Here is a 21,179-nt window from a genome sequence, read left to right on the forward strand (position 1 = left end):
TTGAACCCGGAGTCTGCCATGCACAGCCTGACCCTTCCCCGATCTGCCGCCTTCGCGCGGCTGGAAGCCCTTGCGCGGGACCGCATCCTGATTCTGGACGGGGCGATGGGCACGCAGATCCAGGCACTTGGCCTGAGCGAGGACGATTACGCGGGCCAGTGTGGCGGCGGCTGTGCCTGCGCGCATCATTCGGACCATCCGCAAAAGGGCAACAACGACCTGCTGGTGCTGACCCAGCCGCAGGCGATCGAGGAGATCCATTTCCGCTATGCCATGGCCGGGGCGGATATCGTCGAGACCAATACCTTTTCCGCCACCACCATCGCCCAGGCCGATTACGGCATGGAATCGGCGGTGCATGACCTGAACGAGGCCGGCGCGCGGCTGGCGCGTCAGGCGATGGACCGCGCGACCGCCGCGGACGGACGCCCGCGCTTTGTGGCCGGTGCCGTGGGGCCGACGAACCGGACCGCGTCACTGTCGCCCGATGTGAACGACCCGGGCTATCGCGCGGTCAGCTTTGACGATCTGCGCCTGGCCTATGGCCAGCAGGTGCGCGGCCTGATCGCGGGCGGTGCCGATATCATCCTGATCGAGACGATCTTTGACACGCTGAACGCCAAGGCCGCGATCTTTGCCTGTTTCGAGGTCTTCGCCGAGCGGGGCGAGCGGATGCCGTTGATGATTTCGGGCACGATCACCGATGCCTCGGGGCGTACGCTGTCGGGGCAGACGCCGACGGCCTTCTGGCATTCGGTGCGCCATGCGCGGCCTTTTACCGTGGGGCTGAACTGTGCGCTGGGGGCGGCGGCGATGCGCCCGCACCTGGCGGAACTGGCGGGCGTGGCCGATACCGCGATCTGCGCCTATCCCAATGCGGGCCTGCCCAATGCCTTCGGCCAGTATGATGAAGGCCCCGATCAGACCGCCGCCCAGGTGGCCGAATTCGCCCGCGAAGGGCTGGTCAATGTCGTCGGCGGCTGCTGTGGCACCACGCCGGACCATATCCGCGCCATCGCCGAGGCGGTGGCCCCCTTTGCCCCCCGCGCCATTCCGCGCGCCGATGACCAGGAGAGTGCCGCATGAGCCGCTATCTGCGCCTGTCGGGGCTGGAGCCCTTTACCCTGACGCCCGATATTCCCTTTGTGAATGTGGGCGAACGCACGAATGTCACCGGGTCAGCCCGGTTCCGCAAGCTGATCACCAACCGCGATTACGCCGCCGCGCTGGAAGTGGCGCGCGATCAGGTGGAAAACGGCGCGCAGATCATCGACATCAACATGGATGAAGGCCTGATCGATTCAAAGGCGGTGATGGTTGAATTCCTGAACCTGCTGGCGGCCGAACCCGATATCGCCCGTGTGCCGGTGATGATCGACAGTTCCAAATGGGAAGTGATCGAGGCCGGCCTGAAATGCGTTCAGGGCAAGCCGGTGGTGAACTCGATCAGTCTGAAAGAGGGCGAGGAGCAGTTCCGCCATCAGGCTGGGCTGTGTCTGGCCTATGGCGCGGCGGTCGTGGTCATGGCCTTTGACGAACAGGGTCAGGCCGATACCTTCAAGCGCAAGACGGAAATCTGCGCCCGGGCCTATCGCATCCTGGTCGATGAAATCGGCTTCCCACCCGAGGACATCATTTTCGACCCCAATGTCTTTGCCGTGGCCACCGGCATCGAGGAACACAACAACTATGGCGTCGATTTCATCGAGGCCACGCGCTGGATCCGGGCCAATCTGCCGCATGCGCATGTCTCGGGCGGGGTGTCGAACCTGTCGTTTTCCTTCCGCGGCAACGAACCCGTGCGCGAGGCGATGCATGCCGTGTTCCTGTATCACGCCATTCAGGCGGGCATGGACATGGGCATTGTCAATGCGGGCCAGCTGGCGGTCTATGACCAGATCGACCCGGCGCTGCGCGAGGCCTGCGAGGATGTGGTGCTGAACCGCCGCCCCGACGCGACCGAGCGGCTTCTGGACATCGCCGAGCGCTTCCGCGGCGGCGCGAAAGAGGAAAAGGTCCGCGATCTGGCCTGGCGCGACTGGCCGGTGGAAAAGCGGCTGGAACATGCGCTGGTCAACGGCATCACCGAATTCATCGAAGCCGACACCGAGGTTGCGCGCCAGCAGGCCGAACGCCCGCTGCATGTGATCGAAGGCCCGCTGATGGCGGGGATGAACGTGGTGGGCGACCTGTTCGGCGCGGGCAAGATGTTCCTGCCGCAGGTGGTGAAATCTGCCCGGGTAATGAAGCAGGCGGTTGCCGTGCTGCTGCCGCATATGGAGGCCGAGAAGGCCGCCAATGGCGGCGTGGGCGAACGTCAGGCCGCCGGCAAGGTTCTGATGGCCACCGTCAAGGGCGATGTGCATGACATTGGCAAGAACATCGTCGGCGTCGTGCTGGCCTGCAACAACTATGAGATCATCGATCTGGGCGTGATGGTGCCGCCGCAGAAGATTTTGCAGGTGGCCCGCGACGAAGGGGTGGATGTGATCGGCCTGTCGGGTCTGATCACCCCCAGTCTGGACGAAATGGTCCACCTGGCCGGCGAAATGGCGCGAGAGGGGTTCGACATCCCGTTGCTGATCGGTGGGGCGACGACATCGCGGGTGCATACGGCGGTGAAGATCGCGCCGCGCTATGACGGGCCGGTGGTGCATGTGCTGGATGCCAGCCGGGCCGTGGGCGTGGTCAGCCAGTTGCTGAGCCAGACCCAGAAGACGGCCTTTGTCGAAGCGACCCGGGCCGAACAGTTGAAACTGGCCGAACGTCATTTGCGCGATGAGGCCGCCAAGACGCGCCTGCCACTGGCGGCTGCGCGGGCCAATGCGCTGCAGATCGACTGGTCGGGCTATCAGGTGGCCGCCCCGCGCGTGCTGGGCACGCAGGTGATCGACGATTGGGACCTGGCCGAGATCGCCCGCTATATCGACTGGACCCCCTTCTTCCAGACATGGGAGCTGAAGGGTGTCTATCCGCGCATCCTGGACGATGCCGCGCAGGGTGAGGCCGCGCGCGCGTTGTTTGCCGATGCGCAGGCGATGCTGGCGCGGATCATCGCCGAAGGCTGGTTTAGCCCGCGCGCGGTGGTGGGCTTCTGGCCGGCGCAGGCGGTGGGCGACGATATCCGGCTTTACATCGATGAGGCGCGCGACACGGTGCTGGACACGCTGCACACGCTGCGCCAGCAGACATCCAAGCGGCCGGGTCGGCCCAATGTGGCGCTGGCCGATTTTGTGGCGCCCGAAGGCGGCCCGCGCGATTATGTCGGCGGCTTCGTGGTCACCGCCGGCCCCGAGGAACAGGCGCTGGCCGAACGGTTTGAGCGCGCGCATGACAATTATTCCGCGATCCTTGTGAAGGCGCTTGCGGATCGCTTTGCCGAGGCGATGGCGGAAATGCTGCACGAACGCGTCCGGCGCGAGATCTGGGGCTATGCGCCGGATGAGGCCTTTGCCCCCGCCGAACTGATCGCCGAACCCTATCGCGGCATTCGCCCCGCGCCGGGCTATCCGGCCCAGCCCGACCATACCGAAAAGGTCACCCTGTTCCGCCTTCTGGACGCCGAGGCCGCCACCGGGGTGCAGCTGACCGAAAGCATGGCGATGTGGCCGGGGTCGTCGGTCTCGGGTCTCTATATCGGCCATCCCGACGCCTATTATTTTGGCGTCGCCAAGGTCGAACGCGACCAGGCCGAGGATTATGCCCGCCGCAAGGGGATGCCCCTGGCCGAGGTGGAACGCTGGCTGGCGCCGGTTCTGAACTATCAGCCGCAGGGCGCCCGCGCCGGGACGGCGTCCTGAGCCGCCCCGGCGGGGGTCATTTCAGCGGCGAGAAGGCGGCAGGAACACGCTTTCCTGATGTTCCAGATAGGGCAGCATCTTGGGGACAAAGGCCTGCCATTCGGGATCGGCGCCCAGCTTGGCGAATGACTTCTTCACCACATTCAGTCAGATTCTGAACCGGGAGATCGTGCAAACCGACTGACCTGCATCCGGAACAGGGGGGCGATGCGTCTTGGCACAGAACGCTGAAGAACAGGCTGGCACGCGGCAGGCGGCCTGCGTGCCGCAGGTTCGCCCCTTTCGGCTGACCGACCGCCCGCGCGAGATATTGGACTTCGCCCTGCAGGCGGCGGCGTCGGGCACAGGGTGCGCTTTTGTCACGCTGGTCGAGATCGTCGGCGGCGCGGCGCGCGCGCTGGGGGCCAACATGGCGGTGCGGGGCGACGGCGGCTTTTGCGGCTTCGTTTCGGGCGGTTGCGTCGAAGCGGCGGTGGCGGCCGAAGCCGTGGCGGCCCTGGCGGCGGGCAAGGACCGGCAGGTCCGCTTCGGCAAGGGATCGCCCTTCTTCGATATTGTCCTGCCCTGCGGCGGGGGGCTGGGGCTGGCCATCCACGTCCTGCGCAATCCGGCGCCGATTGCCGCGGTTCTGGAAAGCCTTGAGGCGCGGGTGCCGGCGCGGCTGCTTCATGATCCTGCCCGTGAAACCCTGCAGATGGCGCGCGGCGCCGGTGTCACCGGCTGGGCGGACGGGGTCTTTTGCACCAGTTACCGGCCGGATCTGCGGATTTTCCTGATCGGGGAGGGTCTGGAAGCCCAGGCCTTCGCGCGCCTTGCGCAGGCCGCGGGGCTGCAGATCGTGCAAGGCCCCGGCGATGACCTTGTCGCCACCCCCGATGCCCATAGCGCCGTGGTGGTCCTGCGCCATGATGTGGAAAACGAAATCGGCCTGCTGCGGCGCGCGCTGCAAAGCGATGCGTTCTACATCGGCTGCCTTGGCGGGCGGGCGACCCATGCCCGGCGCACGGCGCTGTTGCGCGCGGCGGGTGTGGCCGAGGACCAGATCGCGCGCATTCACGCGCCGATCGGGCTGTTCGGGCCGGCGCGCGATGCGGCGGCTATCGCGGGGTCGGTTCTGGCCGAGGTGTTGATGCAGCGCGACAGGCTGGCGCTGCTGGCGGATCGCCCTACCGGGGGAACGGACCGGCATGGGCGATGAAACGGGGTTCAGGCAGGACGCAAGCGGCATCGCCGCGATCGTCTTGGGCGCGGGGTTCGGCACACGCTTTGGGCGTGGGGACAAGCTAGCCCAGATGCTTGGGGGGCGGCCGCTTGCACATCATGTGCTGGAAACGATCGACCCGTTTCATTGGGGCGTGCGCGTCCTTGTGTGCCGGGACGGTGCCGGATGGGCCGGGGCCTTTGCGGACCGCGGGTTTCAGATCCGCATCAATGATCAGGCGGATCGGGGCATGTTGGGGTCGCTGCATCTGGGCGCGGCGTCGGCGGCGGGCTGCGCCCGTGTCGCGGTGTTTCTGGCCGACATGCCGCGGATCTTGCCACAGCATGTGGCCGGGCTGGTGCAGTTGTCGGAGGCCTTCCCCGATCACGTTGTCGCGTCCGCCGCCGGCAGCTATCGCGGGCCGCCTGCGATCATTCCCACGGATCGGCTGAAGGCCCTGCCATACAGCGGCGAGGGCGGGGCGCGATCCTTGCTGCACGATGCCCTTATCGTGCAGGCCGACGCCGCCACGCTGGTCGATGTCGACACAGCCCGCGACCTTGCCGACCTGCATCACTAGGCCGGGGTTCACTCCAGGCCGAAAGGCGCCAGAAAACGGGTCACGGCGGCCTCGATCGCGGGGCGGTCGTCCGGGGCCATGCGGTGCCGGTCCGGAAAAGGCGGGGTTGGAGCAGGAGGAATCGGCTTCCTGCTGTCGGACCATCGGATCGGCGCCTATTGCTGGGATGAGGTCTGGTCGGTCATCTTCCTGATCATCGCAATGGTCTATCTGATCGACTGGGCCTCGGGCGCGATCCGTGCGCGTTTAATCGGCAAATTCGAAGGTCTGAAATGAGGACACTGTCCGAGGCGTTGCAACAGGTCGCCTGGTGGGATTGGCCGCATGACGTGCTGCGCGCGGCGCTGCCCGATATCCGCGCGCTGCCCATTGATGCCTTCATTGAAAAATACAGCGCCCCCGGCGCCGTTACGAAACTTTCACCCAACGGCACAAAAACCGTCACGCAGCCTGCGTAAAATGCCCTCAACCACGAAGGGGGGCACGATGCTGCACGTCAAGGACCTGACCCGGATCTTCGGCCAGAAAGCCGCGGTAGACCGGATTTCGTTTTCGCTGGACCGGCCGGGCTTTGTCGGCATCATCGGGCGTTCAGGCGCGGGGAAATCCACCTTTCTGCGGATGATGAACCGCATGACCGATGCCAGCGGGGGCGAGATCCTGTTTCAGGGGCGCAACGTGCTGGCGCTGACCGGGGCCGACAAGCGCGGCTGGCAAAGCCAATGCGCGATGATCTTCCAGCAGTTCAACCTGGTGCCGCGGATGGATGTGGCCTCGAACGTGCTGCACGGCATCCTGAACCGCCGTTCGACGCTGGCCACGATGTTCAATCTGTGGTCCGAGGCCGACATCACCCGCGCGCTGGACATCCTTGACCGGCTGGGCATTTCCGAACAGGCCCCGAAACGGGCCGAGGCGCTTTCGGGCGGCCAGCAGCAGCGCGTGGCGATTGCCCGCGCGCTGATGCAGGACCCCAAGGTGATCCTGGCGGACGAACCGATCGCCAGCCTGGACCCGATGAATGCCCAGATCGTGATGGACACGCTGCGCCGCATTCATGACGAAGACGGTCGCCTGGTGATCGCCAACCTGCACACGCTGGATACCGCGCGGCGCTATTGCGACCGGGTGATCGGCATGCGCGACGGGCGCATCGTCTTTGACGGCACGCCCGACCAGCTGACCACCGGGGTCGCGCGCGACATCTATGGTGCCGACGCAAGCTTTTCCGAATCCGCCACCTCGACCTCGATCGACGCGCTCGACCGCGACTATGCGCAGGCGATGCTGGCTTGATCTTCCCCGGCCCGGGCATCACCCGGGCCATCCCACCGGAGAGAACCATGAAACACCTGATTGCCATCCTTGCCGCCACCACGGCGCTTGCCGGCGCCGCCCAGGCGCAGGACCTCAAGCAGTTCAACATCGGCCTTCTGGGCGGCGAGAATGCCCAAGACCGGATGACCTCGAACGAATGTTTCCGCGCCTATGCCGAAGAAGCGCTTGGCGTGCCGGTCAAGCTGTTCACGCCCGCCGATTATGACGGCGTTATCCAGGGCCTTCTGGGCGGCACCATCGACATGGCCTGGCTGGGCGCCAGCGCCTATGCCAAGGTCTATCTGACCGACCCCGAGGCGGTGGATGTCAAGATGGTCAAGACCAACCTTGATGGCAGCTATTCCTATTTCTCGATCGGTTTCGCGCGCAAAGACCGTGGCGTCACCTCGCTGGCCGACATGAAGGACAAGGTCTTTGCCTTCGGCGATCCGAACTCGGCCTCGGGCTATCTGATCCCTTCGGTGGAAATCCCGCAGGAAACCGGTGCCTCGATGGAATCGGGCGATTATTTCGGCGAGGTCCGCTTTACCGGCGGGCATGAACAGACCATCGTTGCGGTTGCCAATGGCGATGTGGATGCGGGCGTGACCTGGGCCGATGGGCAGGGCGACTGGGAAGATGGCTACAATTCCGGCGCGCTGCGCAAGGCGGTGGATGCGGGGCTGATCGACATGAACGATCTGGTCGAGATCTGGCGGTCCAAGCCGATCGCCGAAGGCCCGATTGTGCTGCGCCGCGCGCTGCCCGAGGACGCCAAGGCCAAGATCGTCGATCTTCTGGCGGGCCTGCATGCCAAGGATCCCGCCTGCGCCTATGGCGTCGCGGCGGGTGAAACGGCGGGGTTCACCCCGATCACCCACGAAGCCTATGACACGATCATCGAGCTCCGTCGCCAGCAGGGCGGCTGATCCTTCATGATGCTGGCCGGGCCCTGCGGGGCCCGGCAATTCTGTCCGGGGACAACATGGTCGATATCGCATTCGGGCCGGAGCCGGGGCACCGCCCCGATCCCGCCGACAACCGCGCAACCTATTTGCAGATGGTGCGCCGCAAGCGCATGTATGGCGGCATCTTGCTTGTGCTGTTCATGGCGCTGATGGCCTCGGGCTTTCAGCTGGCCGATGCGCGCAACGCGGGCGGATTCTGGAACGGGATCGGCAATGTCCTGGCCTTCCCCACCGAAGTGGTGACAGAGGCCTGGGCCAACCGCGCAAACATTCCCGCGCTGTTCTGGAAATTCCTGCCATCCCTGGTCGAGACGCTGAACATCGCGGCGGTCGCCACGCTGATCGGGGCGCTGGCGGGGGCGGTTCTGGCGCTGTTGTCGACGCGGGGGCTGGCGCGCTGGCCGCGGCTGATCGGACTGTTCCGGCGGATGATGGATGCGATGCGCGCGATCCCCGAAATCGTGATCGCGCTGGTGCTGATCTTCATTCTGGGCGGTGGGCCGGTTCCGGCGATGATCGCCATCGCGTTTCACACCGCAGGCGCGCTTGGAAAGCTGTTTTCCGAAGTGGCCGAGAATGCCGACCGCAAGCCGGTCGAGGGGCTGGCCTCGGTCGGGGCCAGCTGGGGCCAGCGGATGTGGCTGGGCGTGATCCCGCAGGTCGCGCCGAACTGGATCGGCTATGGCCTGTTGCGGTTCGAGATCAACATCCGCGCCTCGGCAATCCTGGGTTTTGTCGGCTCGGGCGGGATCGGGCATGACCTGAAACTGGCGATGCAATGGGGGCAGGGACGCTATGACCAAGTGGTGGCGATCTTCCTGTTGCTGTTCCTGACCATTGTCGCGGTGGACCAGCTGTCCAGCCATTACCGCAACCGTCTGGTGAAAGGGCACTGATCATGGCCATGGCCGAAACGACTCTTGCCCCCGCGATCCTGCGCCGGTTTCAGCGCCGCAAGGCGTTCAGCCTGGCGGTTCCGGCGGCGATCCTGGCCTATCTGGCCTATGTCTTCGTGGCCTTCGACATGGCCGGCATCGCCCAGCGGGCGCGGATGGACAATGCCGCGATCCTGTTGTCGGATTTCTGGTCCTACAAGACCCATGTCACGCGCAACAACCGCACCGGCGATCTGACCGTCGCGATCGAAGGGGAAAGCAAGGGCACCTATCCCGAAGGTCGCTTGCCCGATTGGGTCAGTCGCGACGGCGACATCACGCGCATCGATCTGGGCGCGGGCCATCTGGTGACCTATGACGGCGTGGGCGCACGTTATGAGGTGCCGGGCTATGGCATGATCGACATCGCCCCCGAAGGCGACCGCCTGCGCCTGACCGCGCCCGAACCGCTGCCCGATTGGATCAATGCCTCTGACACGCGGATTTCGGTCACCACCGATCAGGGGCGCTTTGCCTATACCCGGTCCAAGGTGGAAACCTTCCGCTATCAACCGGGGTGGGAGCTGTTCTTCTTCACTCTCGACAGTCCGTTTTCTGGAAAGTCCCCGGCGGAATTGGCGGCGCTTGCCCTGTGGGGCGACCGGCTGGACCCGGCGCGCAGCAATCTGGCCTATATGGCGGCGGATGTCTGGACCAATGCAATGTGGCGGCATGGCGATGTGGTCTGGGCGATCTTCGAAACCGTCCTGATGGCCTTTCTGGGCACGATGGGGGCGGCGCTGGTCGCCCTTCCGCTGGCCTTTCTGGCCGCGGCCAATTTCACGCCGCTGCGCGGGGTGCGCTTTGCGCTGCGCCGGCTGTTCGACTTTGTCCGCGGCGTGGATGGGCTGATCTGGACGATCGTCCTGTCGCGCGCCTTTGGTCCGGGGCCGATGACCGGGGCGCTGGCGATCCTGACCACCGATACCGGCAGCTTTGGCAAGATGTTTTCCGAAACGTTGGAAAACATCGATGCCCGCCAGGTCGAGGGCGTGCAATCCACCGGCGCCAACGCGCTACAGCGCGCGCGCTTTGGCGTGATCCCGCAGATCACGCCGGTGCTGCTAAGCCAGGTGCTGTATTACCTGGAATCGAACACCCGCAGCGCCACGGTGATCGGGGCAATCGTGGGGGGCGGCATCGGGTTGTTGCTGACCCAGGCGATCATCACCCAGAAGGACTGGGAAGAGGTCTGCTATTACATGGTGCTGATCGTGCTGATGGTCACGCTGATGGATACCTTGTCGGGCTGGCTGCGGCGGCGGCTGATCCGGGGTGACGGGGCCGGGCATTAGGCCGGATCTGGGCTGACCGTCAGGGTGACCCGTTCGGCGGGAAACCAGGTGGTGCCGAATTCGACCGGATGGCCCGCCGCGTCCACATTGACCGAGGTGGCACACAGGATCGCCGCGCCTGCGCCGATCTGCAGTTTCATGGCCAGCGTGGGCGCCGCGATCTGGGCGCTGATGCGGGTGGTGGCGCGTGTGTAATCGGTCACGCCACAGGCTTGCAGCGCCCGGGTCACCGACCCGGTGTGGGCCAGATGCGCGGGCAGGTCGGGCAGCGATGTGGCGGGAAAGACCGACCGGAAGGCCGCCAGCGGCAACCCGTCGGCCAGCGAAAGCCCCTCGACGACATGCACCGGCGCGCCCGGATCGATCCGCAGCGCCTCGGCCTCGGCCGGATCGGCCAGCCGCGTTTCCATCCGCGTGAAGTTGCGTGAGGGGATGCGCCCGGTGGCCGAGATGTTCTGGTGAAAGCGCACGCGCCGGCCCAGCGGATAATCGGTGGGCGCGGCGGATACAAACACCCCCGCCCCGCGTCGGGCATGGACAAGCCCCGCCTCTGCCAAGGTAGCCAGCGCATGGCGCACGGTGTGCCGGTTCACGCCAAAACGCGCGGCCAGCGCGGCCTCGGATGGCAGTTTGGCGCCCGGGCGATAGTGGCCCCGGGCGATTTCGTCGCCCAGCGTGTCGCGGATTTCCTGCCAGATCGTGGTGCGCGCCATGGCCGCCCCCTGTCATCAAAGTTTCATCGTTGCGTCGTGATTTTGTCGCCAAGCCCGCGCTATTCACATGTCTAGTTGTATAGATACTGAACAGGTTCGCAAGATGTCTAACCCTGCTTCCACGGCCGTCGGCGACACGGCGGCGCGCCGCGACTGGATGGGCCTTCTGGCCCGCGCGCGGCCCGATCAGCTGGCCGTCTTGATGCCCGAAACGCCGGCGCATGCCTTCCTGCGCCCGCCCGAGGTGGGCGCGGTGATGGTGCGCGGCCGCGTGGGTGCCACGGGCGCGCCCTTCAACCTGGGCGAAATGACCATCACGCGCTGCACGCTGCGGCTGGAATGCGGGGCCGTGGGCCATGCCCATGTGCAGGGCCGCGACAAGGCCCATGCGACGCGTGCGGCCATCATCGATGCGCTGATGCAGACCGATGCCGCCGCCGATCTGCGCGCGCGCGTGCTGGACCCGCTGGCGCGCGCCGAAACCGACCGTCGCCAGGCCCGCGCCGAAAAGGCCGCGGCGACGAAGGTCGAATTCTTCACCATGGTTCGCGGAGAGGACAAATGACCCCCGAAGCCCTGACTGGCGGTTTCGCCGATGCCCCCGTCCAGGCCGCGCGCGCCTTTCGCGCCGCCCTGGATGCCCTGTCGCGCCCGGGGGTGATCCACACCGTTGCGGGTGCCACCCCGCCCGCGCCGCTGTCGGTGGCGGCGGGGGTGTTGCTGCTGACGCTGGCCGATGCCACCACACCCGTGCATCTGGCGGGCGATCACGATTGCCCCGCGCTGCGCGACTGGATCACCTTCCACACCGGCGCGCCGCTGGTGGATGCACCGTCGGCGGCCTTTGCGATTGGTCGCTGGGGGGCGCTTGCGCCGCTGTCGCGCTTTGCGATCGGCACGCCGGATTATCCCGACCGTTCCGCCACGCTGATCGTCGAGGTGGATGACCTGTCCGCTACCGGCGCGCACCTGGCCGGGCCGGGGATCAAGGATCACGCCCATCTGTCGCTGCCCGAGGTCGCGGCGTTCCGCGCCAATCGCGCGCTGTTTCCGCAGGGCTGCGATTTCTATCTGACCTGTGCCGACCGGCTGGCCGGGCTGCCGCGGTCGACCATCGTGGAGGCTTGCTGATGTATGTTGCCGTCAAAGGGGGCGAACGCGCGATCGACAATGCGCATGCCTGGCTGGCCGAGGAACGCCGGGGCGATCCCGGCGTGGCCGAACTGTCGGTGGACCAGATCCGCGAACAGCTGCGGCTGGCGGTGAACCGGGTGATGGCCGAAGGTTCGCTCTATGATCCCGACCTTGCGGCGCTGGCGATCAAGCAGGCGCGCGGCGATCTAATCGAGGCGGTGTTCCTGATCCGCGCCTATCGCACGACGCTGCCGCGTCTGGGCCATTCGCGCCCCGTGGACAGTGCCGCGATGGCCTGCATCCGCCGCATCAGCGCGACCTTCAAAGACGCGCCAGGGGGGCAGGTGCTGGGGCCGACCTTCGACTACACCCACCGCCTGCTGGATTTCAAACTGCTGGCCGAGGGTGCGGTGCCCGCCGCCCCCGCCAGTGCCGCCACCCCCGGGCCGGTGCCCCATATCACCGGCTTTCTGAACCGCGACGGCATGATCGAAACCGATGCCCCGGACGAGACCACGCCCCCCGACCTGACGCGCGAACCGATGGAATTGCCCGCCAGCCGCCAGTTGCGGCTTCAGGCGCTGACGCGGGGGGATGAGGGCTTTGTGCTGTCGATGGCCTATTCCACCCAGCGCGGCTATGGCCGGACGCACGCATTCGTGGGCGAATTGCGCATCGGCACCGTCGCCGTCGAGATGGACATCCCCGAGCTGGGCTTTGCCGTCGAAATCGGCGAGGTCGAACTGACCGAGTGCGAGACGGTCAACCAGTTCAAGGGATCAAAGTCCGAGCCGCCACAGTTCACCCGCGGCTATGGGCTGGTCTTTGGCCAGTCCGAACGCAAGGCCATCGCCATGAGCCTGGTGGACCGCGCCCTGCGCTGGAAGGAACTGGGCGAGGATTTCAACGGCGCCCCCGCGCAGGATGAGGAATTCGTGCTGATGCACGCCGACAACATCCAGGCCACCGGGTTTCTGGAACATATCAAGCTGCCCCATTACGTCGATTTCCAGGCAGAACTGGAACTTGTCCGGCGGATGCGGGCCGAGGCCATGCAGATGCAGGAGGCGGCCGAATGACCGATCAGGCCTATAATTTCGCCTATCTGGACGAACAGACGAAACGGATGATCCGCCGCGCGATCCTGAAAGGCGTCGCAGTGCCGGGCTATCAGGTGCCCTTCGCAAGCCGCGAAATGCCAATGCCCTATGGCTGGGGCACCGGCGGGGTGCAGGTGACGTCGGCCTGCCTGATGCCCGAGGATTGCCTGAAGGTGATCGATCAGGGTGCGGATGACACCACCAATGCCGTGTCGATCCGCAAGTTCTTTCAGCGCACGGCGGGTGTGCAGGTGACCGAGGCAACGGCCGAGGCCAGCGTGATTCAGACCCGCCACCGCATCCCGGAAACCCCGCTGCGCGAGGGGCAAATTCTGGTCTATCAGGTGCCGATACCGGAACCGCTGCGGTTTCTGGAACCGCGTGAGACCGAAACGCGCAAGATGCATGAGCTGGAGGAATACGGCCTGATGCATGTGAAGCTGTATGAGGATATCGCGCGGCACGGCCAGATCGCGACATCCTATGCCTATCCGGTCAAGGTCGAGGGGCGCTATGTCATGGACCCCTCGCCGATACCCAAGTTCGACAATCCGAAACTGTCAGACAATGCGGCGCTGCAGCTGTTCGGTGCCGGGCGCGAACAGCGCATTTATGCGCTGCCGCCCTACACGCAGGTGGTCAGCCTTGATTTCGACGACCACCCGTTCGAGGCCGGCAAGGCCCCGCATGACTGCGACCTGTGCGGCGCGGGCGAAAGCTATCTGGATGAGGTGATCGTCGATGATGCGGGCGGGCGGATGTTCGTCTGTTCGGACACCGATTTCTGTGCCAGCCGGCAGGCCGTGGGGCATCGCGGGCGCCTTTCCCCCGAGGAGGTGTGATGATGGAAGGGTCGGATTTGAGTATTTTTGCCAAGAAGAAGCCACAGCCGATGGCATCGACAGCGCCGTTGCTGCGGGTCGAGGGGTTGACCAAGCGCTATGGCGCGCGGATTGGCTGCGCGGATGTGTCCTTCGATCTGTATCCCGGCGAGGTGCTGGGGATCGTGGGCGAAAGCGGATCGGGGAAGTCCACGCTTTTGTCCTGTCTGGCGGGACATATGGCGCCGGATGCGGGGCGGGTGATCTTTGATACTGCCGAGGGGCCGCGCGACACGCGTGAGATGAGCGAGCCGGAGCGGCGGCGGTTGGCGCGGACCGATTGGGCCTATGTCCATCAGAATGCGCGCGACGGGCTGCGGATGGGCGTTTCGGCCGGGGGCAACGTGGGCGAGCGGCTGATGGCCGTGGGCGCGCGCCATTATGCCGACATTCGCACCACCGCGACCGACTGGCTGGGCCGGGTCGAGATTGCGCCCGAGCGGATCGACGATCGCCCCAGTGCCTTTTCGGGGGGCATGCAGCAGCGGCTGCAGATCGCGCGCAATCTGGTGACCGGGCCGCGGCTGGTGTTCATGGATGAACCCACGGGGGGGCTGGATGTCAGCGTTCAGGCGCGGCTGCTGGACCTGTTGCGGGGGCTGGTGCGCGAGATGGGCCTGTCGGTGCTGATTGTCACGCATGATCTGGCGGTGGTGCGGCTTCTGGCGGATCGGCTGATGGTGATGAAGGGCGGCCGGGTGGTCGAGCAGGGCCTGACCGATCAGGTGCTGGACGATCCGCAGCATGCCTATACGCAGCTTCTGGTCTCTTCAGTATTGCAGGTGTGAGATGATCGAGATTTCCAATCTGTGCAAAAGCTTCACCCTGCACAATCAGGGCGGCGCGGTGATCCCGGTGATGGCGGGGGCGGCGCTGTCCGTGGCGCCGGGCGAATGTGTGGGGCTGGTCGGGGCGTCGGGTGCGGGGAAATCCACGCTGATGCGGATGATCTATGGCAATTACCTTGCCGCCTCGGGGCGGATCGAGGTTGCGGGGGTCGATGTGGCCCGCGCCGCCCCGCGCGAGGTGATCGCGCTGCGTCGGCAGACGCTGGGCTATGTCAGCCAGTTCCTGCGCGTGGTGCCGCGTGTGCCGACGCTGGATGTGGTGGCCGAGCCACTTCTGGTTCTGGGCGTTCCCGCCGACCAGGCGCGGGCGCGGGCGTCCGATCTGCTGGCGCGGCTGAACATCCCCGAACGGCTGTGGCCGCTGTCGCCCACCACCTTTTCGGGCGGCGAACAGCAGCGGGTGAACATCGCGCGCGGTTTTGCCCATGCTTATCCCGCGCTGCTGCTGGATGAGCCGACGGCGAGCCTGGATGCCACCAACCGTGAGGTCGTGCTGTCCATGATCGACGAGGCCAAGGCCCGCGGCGCGGCCATCGTGGGCATTTTCCATGATGAGGGCGCGCGGGAACGCGTTTGCGACCGGCTGGTGGACGTGACGGGCTTTACCCCCGGGTTGGCGGCATGACGGGTAGGCTGTTCGCGCTGGTCGGGCCTTCGGGGGCGGGCAAGGATACGTTGCTGGCCGCTGCGCGGGTCGCGCGCCCCGATCTGGCGGTGGTGCGGCGTGTCATCTCCCGGCCCGAGGCGGCGGGGGGCGAGGATTTCGAGGGTATCACCGAGGCGGTCTTTGCCGACCGCCTGGCGGCGGGTGCCTTTGCCCTGCATTGGCAGGCGCATGGGCTGCACTACGGCATCCCCCGGGCGGAACTTGCGCCACTGGATGCCGCGCGGGACGTGATCTTCAACGGCTCACGGCAGGCGTTGCCGCTGGCGCAGGCGCGGTTTCCGGGGCTGACGGTGATCCTTGTTTCGGCGCCGGTGCCGGTGCTGGCCGAGCGGCTGGCCGCGCGTGGTCGCGAATGCCGCGCCGATATCGAGGCGCGGCTTTCGCGGGCGGATTTTTCCTTGCCTGCGGGTATTCACGCCCGGCACGTGGTGAACGATGGCCCGCTGGATCAGGGCGTGGCGCGGTTTCTGGCCGCGCTTCAGGGCGAAAGCGTGTAGCGATGCAGGATGCGGAACATTCCGTCCGTGGCCTCGCCAAACAGGCACAGGTCGCGGATGACAAAGGGCCGGGGCAGATGCGGGGCCAAATGGGGCCCAAGGGCCGTGGCCACGGCACTGGTCTCGGGCGTGCCCAGATCGCCGGTCAGGGTCAGGTGGAAACGGAATTCCTCCATCAGATAGGGATAGCCCCATTGGTCCAGGAGGGCGCGTTGGCGCATCGTCAGGAGTTCGGGGCGGCGGCGGGCGATCTCGGCCTCGGTCGGGGGGGCGCGGAAGGCGTCAAGGTCACGCACCACCGTGGCGGCCAGATCGGCCAGGGCGCTGGCATCGCCCTGGGGCGTCAGCGCCAGGAACCCGCCCAGCTGGCTAAGGTGAAGGCCGTCCAGCGTGACCGGAGCCAGGCGCGTTGCAAGATCGGCGCAGGCCCGGTGCAGCGCCTCTGCCGTCTGGCCGGCGGCCAGGCGGAAGGGCGGCTTGATCGTGCCGTGAAAGCCGTATTTGCGCGGCGTTTCGGTGATTTCGGCCACCTGGCGGGGCAGACCCGCAAGATCGGGGTGGGGCAGGGCACGGCCCGCCGCCGCATCCCACCCCAGCCAATGGGCGGCAAGATCGGCAAGGGGCCCCGGTTCGGGCGCGTAATAGATCGCGTAGCGTTTCATCTTTTCCATTCCGGCGCCGATAGCGGACGAATGTCACATCCCTGTGACACGCCGCTGGCATTGCGCAGCCTTGCGCCGCGAACGTCAATATCAGGACTGCAATCATGACCGACACCATCCTTGCCAATGCCACCCTTGTCCTGCCCAAAGAGGTGCGGCGCGGCAGCCTGCGCCTGAAGGACGGACGCATTGCCGATATCGCCGATGGCGTGGCGGTGCCGCCCGGTGCCATCGACTGCGCGGGCGATCTGGTCATGCCCGGCCTGATCGAGCTGCACACCGACAACCTTGAACGCCATATCGAGCCGCGCCCCAAGGTCGATTGGCCCCATGCCGCGGCCATCATTGCCCATGATGCGGAACTGGCCAGCGTGGGCATCACCACCGTGTTCGACGCGCTGCGCGTGGGGTCGGTCGTGTCCAATGCCAAGGCCAATTACGGCGAATATGCCCGCGCGCTGGCCGACGAGATCCTGGACCTGCGCGCACAAGGGGCGCTGCGGATCAGCCATTTCCTGCACCTGCGCGCCGAGGTCTGTTCCGAAACCCTGATTGCCGAGCTGGAGAAATTCGGCCCCGAGGATCGCGTGGGCATCGTCAGCCTGATGGATCACACCCCCGGTCAGCGCCAGTTTCGCGATGTGACGCAGCTGAAGAACTATGTCTGCGGCAAGCACGGCTTTTCGGATGCCCAGTTTGACGATCACGTTGCCAGCCAGCAGGCGCTGTCCGCGCTGGTGGGTGCGGCGCATGAGGCGGCTGCGGTGCAGGCCGCGCGCCGCTATGGCGCGGTGTTGGCCAGCCATGATGACACAACCGCCGGCCATGTCGCGCAATCGGCCGCGCATGGCGCGCATTTCGCCGAATTCCCCACCACGGTTGAGGCGGCACGGGCCTGCCGCGCGCATGGTATTGCGGTGATGATGGGCGCGCCGAACCTGATCCGGGGCGGGTCGCATTCGGGCAATGTGGCGGCCAAGGATCTGGCCGAGGCGGACCTGCTGGATATTGTTTCATCCGATTATGTGCCCTCGGCGCTGTTGTCGGCGGCGCTGATGCTGGGCGATCTGTGGGGCGACATCGCGCGGGGTGTGGCGACGGTCACGTCCGCGCCGGGTGCTGCCGCGGGGCTGCGCGATCGCGGGCATCTGGATATTGGCGCGCGCGCGGATGTGATCCGGGTTGCGCGCATTGCAGGCGCGGGTGCGCTTCGCGGCACCTGGGTGCAGGGGAGGCGCGTGGCCTGAGGCCTCGACCCTTCGGGCGGGGGCATTTCGCGATCCGGCTCGGGCCTGAATCCGCCGGATCGCGGTTTGTTTTACGACTTGGCCTTGACGGCAAAGCCCGCACTGGAAAGAACGGGGCAACGCAGGGCCGATCCGAAGGAAAGCCGATGAAATTCCGATTCCCCATCGTCATCATCGACGAAGATTTCCGGTCCGAGAACGCCTCGGGCCTTGGCATCCGGGCGCTGGCGGACGCGATCGAACGCGAAGGCTTTGAGGTGCTGGGCGCCACCAGCTATGGCGATCTGTCGCAATTCGCACAGCAGCAAAGCCGCGCCTCGGCCTTCGTGCTGTCGATCGACGATGAGGAATTCAGCCCCGGACCCGATCTGGACCCCGCCGTGGTCAACCTGCGCAGCTTCATCGAGGAAGTGCGCTGGAAGAACCCCGATGTGCCGATCTTCCTACATGGCGAAACCAAGACCTCGCGCCATTTGCCCAACGACATCCTGCGCGAGTTGCACGGCTTCATCCATATGTTCGAGGATACGCCCGAATTCGTCGCCAAGCACATCCTGCGCGAGGCCAAGAACTATCTGGAAGGCATCCAGCCGCCGTTCTTCAAGGCGCTTCTGGATTATGCCGAGGACGGGTCCTATTCGTGGCACTGTCCGGGCCATTCGGGGGGCGTGGCCTTTCTGAAAAGCCCGATCGGGCAGATGTATCACCAGTTTTACGGCGAAAACATGCTGCGCGCCGATGTCTGCAACGCGGTTGAGGAACTGGGCCAGCTGCTGGATCACAACGGCGCCATCGGGGCATCCGAACGCAATGCGGCGCGAATCTTCAACGCCGATCACTGTTTCTTTGTGACCAACGGCACCTCAACCTCGAACAAGATGGTCTGGCATCACACCGTCGCGCCGGGTGATGTGGTGGTGGTGGACCGCAACTGTCACAAGTCGATCCTGCATGCGATCATCATGACCGGCGCGATCCCGGTGTTCCTGCGACCCACGCGCAACCATTGGGGCATCATCGGCCCAATCGCCCATGCCGAGTTCGAGCCCGAGTCAATCCGCGCCAAGATCCGCGCCAATCCGCTGCTGGCGGGGGCCGATGCCGATGCGGTCAAGCCGCGGGTGATGACGCTGACGCAATCGACCTATGACGGGGTTCTTTACAACACCGAGGAAATCAAGGGCATGCTGGATGGCTATGTCGAGAACCTGCATTTCGACGAAGCCTGGCTGCCGCACGCGGCCTTCCACCCCTTCTATGGCACCTATCACGCCATGGGCCGCAAGCGGGCCCGCACGAAACATTCGGTCACCTATGCGACCCAGTCGATCCACAAGCTGCTGGCGGGGATTTCGCAGGCCAGCCACATCCTTGTGCAGGACAGCGAAGAGGTGAAACTGGACCGGCATCTGTTCAACGAAGCCTATCTGATGCACACCTCGACCAGCCCGCAATATTCGATCATCGCCAGCTGCGACGTGGCGGCCGCGATGATGGAACCGCCGGGTGGCACCGCGCTGGTCGAGGAATCGATCCTTGAGGCGCTGGATTTCCGCCGCGCCATGCGCAAGGTCGATGAGGAATTTGGCGACAACGATTGGTGGTTCAAGGTCTGGGGCCCGGATGAGCTGTCCGAGGAAGGCATTGGCCGGACCAAGGACTGGGTCTTGCGGCGCACCGATTCCGAAGGGGTGCAGCGCGATGGCGAAGATGCCTGGCACGGCTTTGGCGACATGGCGCCGGGCTTCAACATGCTGGATCCGATCAAGGCCACGATCATCACCCCCGGTCTGGATATCGACGGGCGCTTTGATGCGACGGGCATCCCGGCCTCGATCGTGTCGAAATACCTGACCGAACATGGCGTGGTGGTGGAAAAGACCGGGCTTTACAGCTTCTTCATCCTGTTCACCATCGGCATCACCAAGGGCCGCTGGAACACGCTTCTGGCCGCGCTGCAGCAGTTCAAGGACGATTACGACCGCAACCAGCCGCTGTGGCGCGTGATGCCGGAATTCTGCGCCAAGCATCCGCGCTATGAAGGCATGGGGCTGCGCGATCTTAGCCAGCATGTCCACGCGCTTTATGCCAAATACGACGTGGCCCGTCTGTCGACCGAGATTTATCTGAGCGATCATCACCCCGCGATGACCCCGACCGAGGCGTTTTCGCACATTGCCCGGCGTCAGACCGAGCGCGTGCTGATCGACGATCTGGAAGGCCGGATCACCACCAGCCTTGTCACCCCCTATCCGCCGGGCATTCCGCTGCTGATCCCGGGCGAGACATTCAACGCCCAGATCGTGGACTATCTGCGCTTCAACCGCGATTTCGCGCGGGAATGTCCGGGCTTTGAAACCGATATCCACGGCCTGGTGATGGAAACCGGCCCCGACGGCATCGTGCGCCACTACGCCGATTGCGTGGCGATCTGACTTCGCGACCGGCATTTGGGGGGCCACCTGAACGGCGGGCGGGCGCCGCGATCTGGCCTGCGGCAGGATCGTGTTTGGCAGATCGTCGCCATCCGTCTAAGCTTGGGCGACCACAGGACGTGACCAAAGCGATGCCAACCCTGACTGCCGCCCTTCGGCACCTTTGCCTTGCCCTGGTGCTGGCCCTTTGCCTTGGCCCCCGCCCCGGGCAGGCGCAGGACCCGGCCCTGTCAGCCGAGCTTTGGGCCGAGGCCTAGGCGTTCCGGCTGTCTGCCTCGGGTAACTTTCTTTTCGCGCTGCAGACCTCCTCGACCCCCGAGGCCAATCTGAAATTCGCCGAGCTGGGCACACTGTTATGGCCGGCGCGGGCCGGTGCCGATGCCTGGTCGATCTTTTTCCGTCACACGCTGATCAACTTCATCGCCGGTGGGTATGAGGTCGAAACCGTTGTTTTCCAGCATCCCTGGGCCGATGTCGCGCTGCTGACCGGCTGGGCGCGCAGCCCCGAGGATGGCCGGATGCGCATCGTCGATATCGGCATCGTCATGGGCAGTGTGGCGCGGGGGCGCCGCGACCCTTTCCGGTCGGGCGCGGCTGGATGAACGAGCCGCTTTACGCGCCCGAGGCCGTCGGCCGGTTGAATGCCCGCACGACTCTTGCGATTGCCGATTTCGAGGCGGGCGAGACCGAACATCCGCTGGCTGTACTGGACGAGGATGAAATCTGGGCGATGATCTCGGGGGGCTCTGTCGCACAAAACCCGTGGGGGATTCATCTCGTGAATCCAGTGTAGTAGCTGGAGGGCATGAGCAGACCCATCCCCCCTGCCTACAAGACCAGGAACTGGCCGGCCTATAACGAAGCGCTCAAGCGCCGTGGTTCGCTGACGATCTGGTTTG

23 protein-coding genes and 1 pseudogene are annotated in these 21,179 nt (G+C 65.6%); 22 read left to right on the top strand and 2 right to left on the bottom strand.

Translation table 11 applies throughout. The features are described from left to right. The first annotated feature begins 18 nt into the window (after window positions 1–18). From MXB90_RS14085 to phnE (MXB90_RS14130), 10 genes are all read left to right on the top strand, one after another. Window positions 19–1,086 carry a homocysteine S-methyltransferase family protein gene (locus tag MXB90_RS14085; RefSeq protein ID WP_250045959.1) on the top strand — a complete coding sequence of 356 codons (1,068 nt, stop codon included), beginning with the start codon at window positions 19–21 and terminating at the stop codon, window positions 1,084–1,086. Then, window positions 1,083–3,800 (top strand): methionine synthase, encoded by a 2,718-nt coding sequence (metH, locus tag MXB90_RS14090; protein ID WP_250045961.1) that lies wholly within the window; start codon window positions 1,083–1,085, stop codon window positions 3,798–3,800. The genes MXB90_RS14085 and metH overlap by 4 nt, the downstream gene beginning before the upstream one ends. A 214-nt stretch (window positions 3,801–4,014) precedes the next feature. Next, window positions 4,015–4,998 (top strand): XdhC family protein, encoded by a 984-nt coding sequence (locus MXB90_RS14095; RefSeq protein ID WP_250045962.1) that lies wholly within the window; start codon window positions 4,015–4,017, stop codon window positions 4,996–4,998. After that, window positions 4,988–5,581, top strand: coding sequence for a nucleotidyltransferase family protein (locus MXB90_RS14100; protein ID WP_250045965.1), 594 nt, complete (start codon window positions 4,988–4,990; stop codon window positions 5,579–5,581). Before MXB90_RS14095 ends, MXB90_RS14100 begins: the two co-directional genes overlap by 11 nt. Before the next feature lie 78 nt (window positions 5,582–5,659). After that, window positions 5,660–5,857, top strand: a complete 198-nt coding sequence (locus MXB90_RS14105) for a hypothetical protein (protein WP_250045966.1) — start codon at window positions 5,660–5,662, stop codon at window positions 5,855–5,857. Then, window positions 5,854–6,039: a hypothetical protein gene (locus MXB90_RS17810; protein ID WP_349665917.1), complete on the top strand. Its 186-nt coding sequence runs from the start codon at window positions 5,854–5,856 to the stop codon at window positions 6,037–6,039. The genes MXB90_RS14105 and MXB90_RS17810 overlap by 4 nt, the downstream gene beginning before the upstream one ends. Window positions 6,040–6,067: 28 nt before the next feature. Beyond that, on the top strand, window positions 6,068–6,877 hold the full coding sequence (gene phnC, locus MXB90_RS14115) for a phosphonate ABC transporter ATP-binding protein (protein WP_250045970.1): 810 nt from the start codon (window positions 6,068–6,070) through the stop codon (window positions 6,875–6,877). A gap of 47 nt (window positions 6,878–6,924) precedes the next feature. Continuing rightward, complete coding sequence (gene phnD / locus MXB90_RS14120) at window positions 6,925–7,827, top strand: phosphonate ABC transporter substrate-binding protein (protein ID WP_250045972.1); 903 nt, start codon at window positions 6,925–6,927, stop codon at window positions 7,825–7,827. 56 nt (window positions 7,828–7,883) lie between these two features. Beyond that, on the top strand, window positions 7,884–8,762 hold the full coding sequence (gene phnE / locus MXB90_RS14125) for a phosphonate ABC transporter, permease protein PhnE (protein WP_462982311.1): 879 nt from the start codon (window positions 7,884–7,886) through the stop codon (window positions 8,760–8,762). Window positions 8,763–8,770: 8 nt separating this feature from the next. Further along, complete coding sequence (gene phnE / locus MXB90_RS14130; protein ID WP_250046001.1) at window positions 8,771–10,096, top strand: phosphonate ABC transporter, permease protein PhnE; 1,326 nt, start codon at window positions 8,771–8,773, stop codon at window positions 10,094–10,096. Here the strand turns inward: phnE (MXB90_RS14130) and phnF are convergent. After that, entirely contained in the window at window positions 10,093–10,809 is a 717-nt protein-coding gene (gene phnF / locus MXB90_RS14135; RefSeq protein ID WP_250045973.1) for a phosphonate metabolism transcriptional regulator PhnF, read from the bottom strand. The two genes, phnE (MXB90_RS14130) and phnF, sit on opposite strands and share 4 nt — an antisense overlap. Before the next feature lie 103 nt (window positions 10,810–10,912). On the opposite strand from phnF, the gene phnG reads away from it, so the two are divergent. Genes phnG through phnN form a run of 7 tightly spaced genes read left to right on the top strand, consistent with a single transcriptional unit; the run spans window position 10,913 to window position 15,936 of the window. Then, the gene (gene phnG, locus MXB90_RS14140) at window positions 10,913–11,374 is read left to right on the top strand and encodes a phosphonate C-P lyase system protein PhnG (RefSeq protein WP_250045975.1); all 462 of its coding nucleotides are present in this window, start codon (window positions 10,913–10,915) and stop codon (window positions 11,372–11,374) included. Continuing rightward, window positions 11,371–11,940: a phosphonate C-P lyase system protein PhnH gene (phnH, locus tag MXB90_RS14145; protein WP_250045979.1), complete on the top strand. Its 570-nt coding sequence runs from the start codon at window positions 11,371–11,373 to the stop codon at window positions 11,938–11,940. Before phnG ends, phnH begins: the two co-directional genes overlap by 4 nt. Then, window positions 11,940–13,022: a carbon-phosphorus lyase complex subunit gene (locus MXB90_RS14150; RefSeq protein WP_250045981.1), complete on the top strand. Its 1,083-nt coding sequence runs from the start codon at window positions 11,940–11,942 to the stop codon at window positions 13,020–13,022. Before phnH ends, MXB90_RS14150 begins: the two co-directional genes overlap by 1 nt. Beyond that, window positions 13,019–13,885, top strand: coding sequence for an alpha-D-ribose 1-methylphosphonate 5-phosphate C-P-lyase PhnJ (locus MXB90_RS14155; RefSeq protein ID WP_250045982.1), 867 nt, complete (start codon window positions 13,019–13,021; stop codon window positions 13,883–13,885). The genes MXB90_RS14150 and MXB90_RS14155 overlap by 4 nt, the downstream gene beginning before the upstream one ends. 50 nt (window positions 13,886–13,935) lie before the next feature. Continuing rightward, window positions 13,936–14,712, top strand: coding sequence for a phosphonate C-P lyase system protein PhnK (gene phnK, locus MXB90_RS14160; protein WP_250045984.1), 777 nt, complete (start codon window positions 13,936–13,938; stop codon window positions 14,710–14,712). 1 nt (window position 14,713) lies between these two features. After that, window positions 14,714–15,397, top strand: a complete 684-nt coding sequence (phnL, locus tag MXB90_RS14165) for a phosphonate C-P lyase system protein PhnL (protein ID WP_250045985.1) — start codon at window positions 14,714–14,716, stop codon at window positions 15,395–15,397. Further along, complete coding sequence (gene phnN, locus MXB90_RS14170; protein WP_250045987.1) at window positions 15,394–15,936, top strand: phosphonate metabolism protein/1,5-bisphosphokinase (PRPP-forming) PhnN; 543 nt, start codon at window positions 15,394–15,396, stop codon at window positions 15,934–15,936. Before phnL ends, phnN begins: the two co-directional genes overlap by 4 nt. Here phnN and MXB90_RS14175 read toward each other — a convergent pair. Beyond that, on the bottom strand, window positions 15,918–16,607 hold the full coding sequence (locus MXB90_RS14175) for a DUF1045 domain-containing protein (protein WP_250045989.1): 690 nt from the start codon (window positions 16,605–16,607) through the stop codon (window positions 15,918–15,920). The genes phnN and MXB90_RS14175 overlap by 19 nt on opposite strands. A 95-nt stretch (window positions 16,608–16,702) precedes the next feature. On the opposite strand from MXB90_RS14175, the gene MXB90_RS14180 reads away from it, so the two are divergent. The 5 genes and pseudogenes from MXB90_RS14180 to MXB90_RS14195 all read left to right on the top strand — a co-directional run. Further along, a complete protein-coding gene (locus MXB90_RS14180; RefSeq protein ID WP_250045991.1) occupies window positions 16,703–17,845 on the top strand; it encodes an alpha-D-ribose 1-methylphosphonate 5-triphosphate diphosphatase in 1,143 nt (380 codons plus the stop codon). Window positions 17,846–17,991: 146 nt separating this feature from the next. Further along, window positions 17,992–20,280, top strand: a complete 2,289-nt coding sequence (locus MXB90_RS14185) for an arginine/lysine/ornithine decarboxylase (protein WP_250045992.1) — start codon at window positions 17,992–17,994, stop codon at window positions 20,278–20,280. A 131-nt stretch (window positions 20,281–20,411) separates the two neighbouring features. Further along, on the top strand, window positions 20,412–20,537 hold the full coding sequence (locus MXB90_RS17750) for a hypothetical protein (RefSeq protein ID WP_284040851.1): 126 nt from the start codon (window positions 20,412–20,414) through the stop codon (window positions 20,535–20,537). A gap of 341 nt (window positions 20,538–20,878) precedes the next feature. Further along, entirely contained in the window at window positions 20,879–21,073 is a 195-nt protein-coding gene (locus MXB90_RS14190) for a hypothetical protein (RefSeq protein ID WP_250045994.1), read from the top strand. Window positions 21,074–21,085: 12 nt separating this feature from the next. Next, window positions 21,086–21,179: pseudogene (locus tag MXB90_RS14195) on the top strand (IS5/IS1182 family transposase); the annotation flags it as partial.

This window comes from Phaeovulum molybdatiresistens (assembly GCF_023544865.1).
Classification (GTDB): Bacteria; Pseudomonadota; Alphaproteobacteria; order Rhodobacterales; family Rhodobacteraceae; genus Pontitalea.

What these genes read in the sequence shown, in the direction of transcription:
- MXB90_RS14105 (WP_250045966.1), top strand. Translation starts at nt 5,660, where the DNA reads ATGCGGTGCCGGTCCGGAAAAGGCGGGGTTGGAGCAGGAGGAATCGGC.
- MXB90_RS14185 (WP_250045992.1), top strand. Translation starts at nt 17,992, where the DNA reads ATGAAATTCCGATTCCCCATCGTCATCATCGACGAAGATTTCCGGTCC.
- phnF (WP_250045973.1), bottom strand. Translation starts at nt 10,809, where the DNA reads ATGGCGCGCACCACGATCTGGCAGGAAATCCGCGACACGCTGGGCGAC.
- phnE (WP_462982311.1), top strand. Translation starts at nt 7,884, where the DNA reads ATGGTCGATATCGCATTCGGGCCGGAGCCGGGGCACCGCCCCGATCCC.
- phnD (WP_250045972.1), top strand. Translation starts at nt 6,925, where the DNA reads ATGAAACACCTGATTGCCATCCTTGCCGCCACCACGGCGCTTGCCGGC.
- MXB90_RS14085 (WP_250045959.1), top strand. Translation starts at nt 19, where the DNA reads ATGCACAGCCTGACCCTTCCCCGATCTGCCGCCTTCGCGCGGCTGGAA.
- phnN (WP_250045987.1), top strand. Translation starts at nt 15,394, where the DNA reads ATGACGGGTAGGCTGTTCGCGCTGGTCGGGCCTTCGGGGGCGGGCAAG.
- phnK (WP_250045984.1), top strand. Translation starts at nt 13,936, where the DNA reads ATGGCATCGACAGCGCCGTTGCTGCGGGTCGAGGGGTTGACCAAGCGC.
- phnG (WP_250045975.1), top strand. Translation starts at nt 10,913, where the DNA reads ATGTCTAACCCTGCTTCCACGGCCGTCGGCGACACGGCGGCGCGCCGC.
- phnC (WP_250045970.1), top strand. Translation starts at nt 6,068, where the DNA reads ATGCTGCACGTCAAGGACCTGACCCGGATCTTCGGCCAGAAAGCCGCG.
- phnH (WP_250045979.1), top strand. Translation starts at nt 11,371, where the DNA reads ATGACCCCCGAAGCCCTGACTGGCGGTTTCGCCGATGCCCCCGTCCAG.
- MXB90_RS14180 (WP_250045991.1), top strand. Translation starts at nt 16,703, where the DNA reads ATGACCGACACCATCCTTGCCAATGCCACCCTTGTCCTGCCCAAAGAG.
- MXB90_RS14150 (WP_250045981.1), top strand. Translation starts at nt 11,940, where the DNA reads ATGTATGTTGCCGTCAAAGGGGGCGAACGCGCGATCGACAATGCGCAT.
- MXB90_RS14190 (WP_250045994.1), top strand. Translation starts at nt 20,879, where the DNA reads ATGAACGAGCCGCTTTACGCGCCCGAGGCCGTCGGCCGGTTGAATGCC.
- MXB90_RS17810 (WP_349665917.1), top strand. Translation starts at nt 5,854, where the DNA reads ATGAGGACACTGTCCGAGGCGTTGCAACAGGTCGCCTGGTGGGATTGG.
- MXB90_RS14100 (WP_250045965.1), top strand. Translation starts at nt 4,988, where the DNA reads ATGGGCGATGAAACGGGGTTCAGGCAGGACGCAAGCGGCATCGCCGCG.
- metH (WP_250045961.1), top strand. Translation starts at nt 1,083, where the DNA reads ATGAGCCGCTATCTGCGCCTGTCGGGGCTGGAGCCCTTTACCCTGACG.
- MXB90_RS14175 (WP_250045989.1), bottom strand. Translation starts at nt 16,607, where the DNA reads ATGGAAAAGATGAAACGCTACGCGATCTATTACGCGCCCGAACCGGGG.
- phnL (WP_250045985.1), top strand. Translation starts at nt 14,714, where the DNA reads ATGATCGAGATTTCCAATCTGTGCAAAAGCTTCACCCTGCACAATCAG.
- MXB90_RS14155 (WP_250045982.1), top strand. Translation starts at nt 13,019, where the DNA reads ATGACCGATCAGGCCTATAATTTCGCCTATCTGGACGAACAGACGAAA.
- MXB90_RS17750 (WP_284040851.1), top strand. Translation starts at nt 20,412, where the DNA reads ATGCCAACCCTGACTGCCGCCCTTCGGCACCTTTGCCTTGCCCTGGTG.
- phnE (WP_250046001.1), top strand. Translation starts at nt 8,771, where the DNA reads ATGGCCGAAACGACTCTTGCCCCCGCGATCCTGCGCCGGTTTCAGCGC.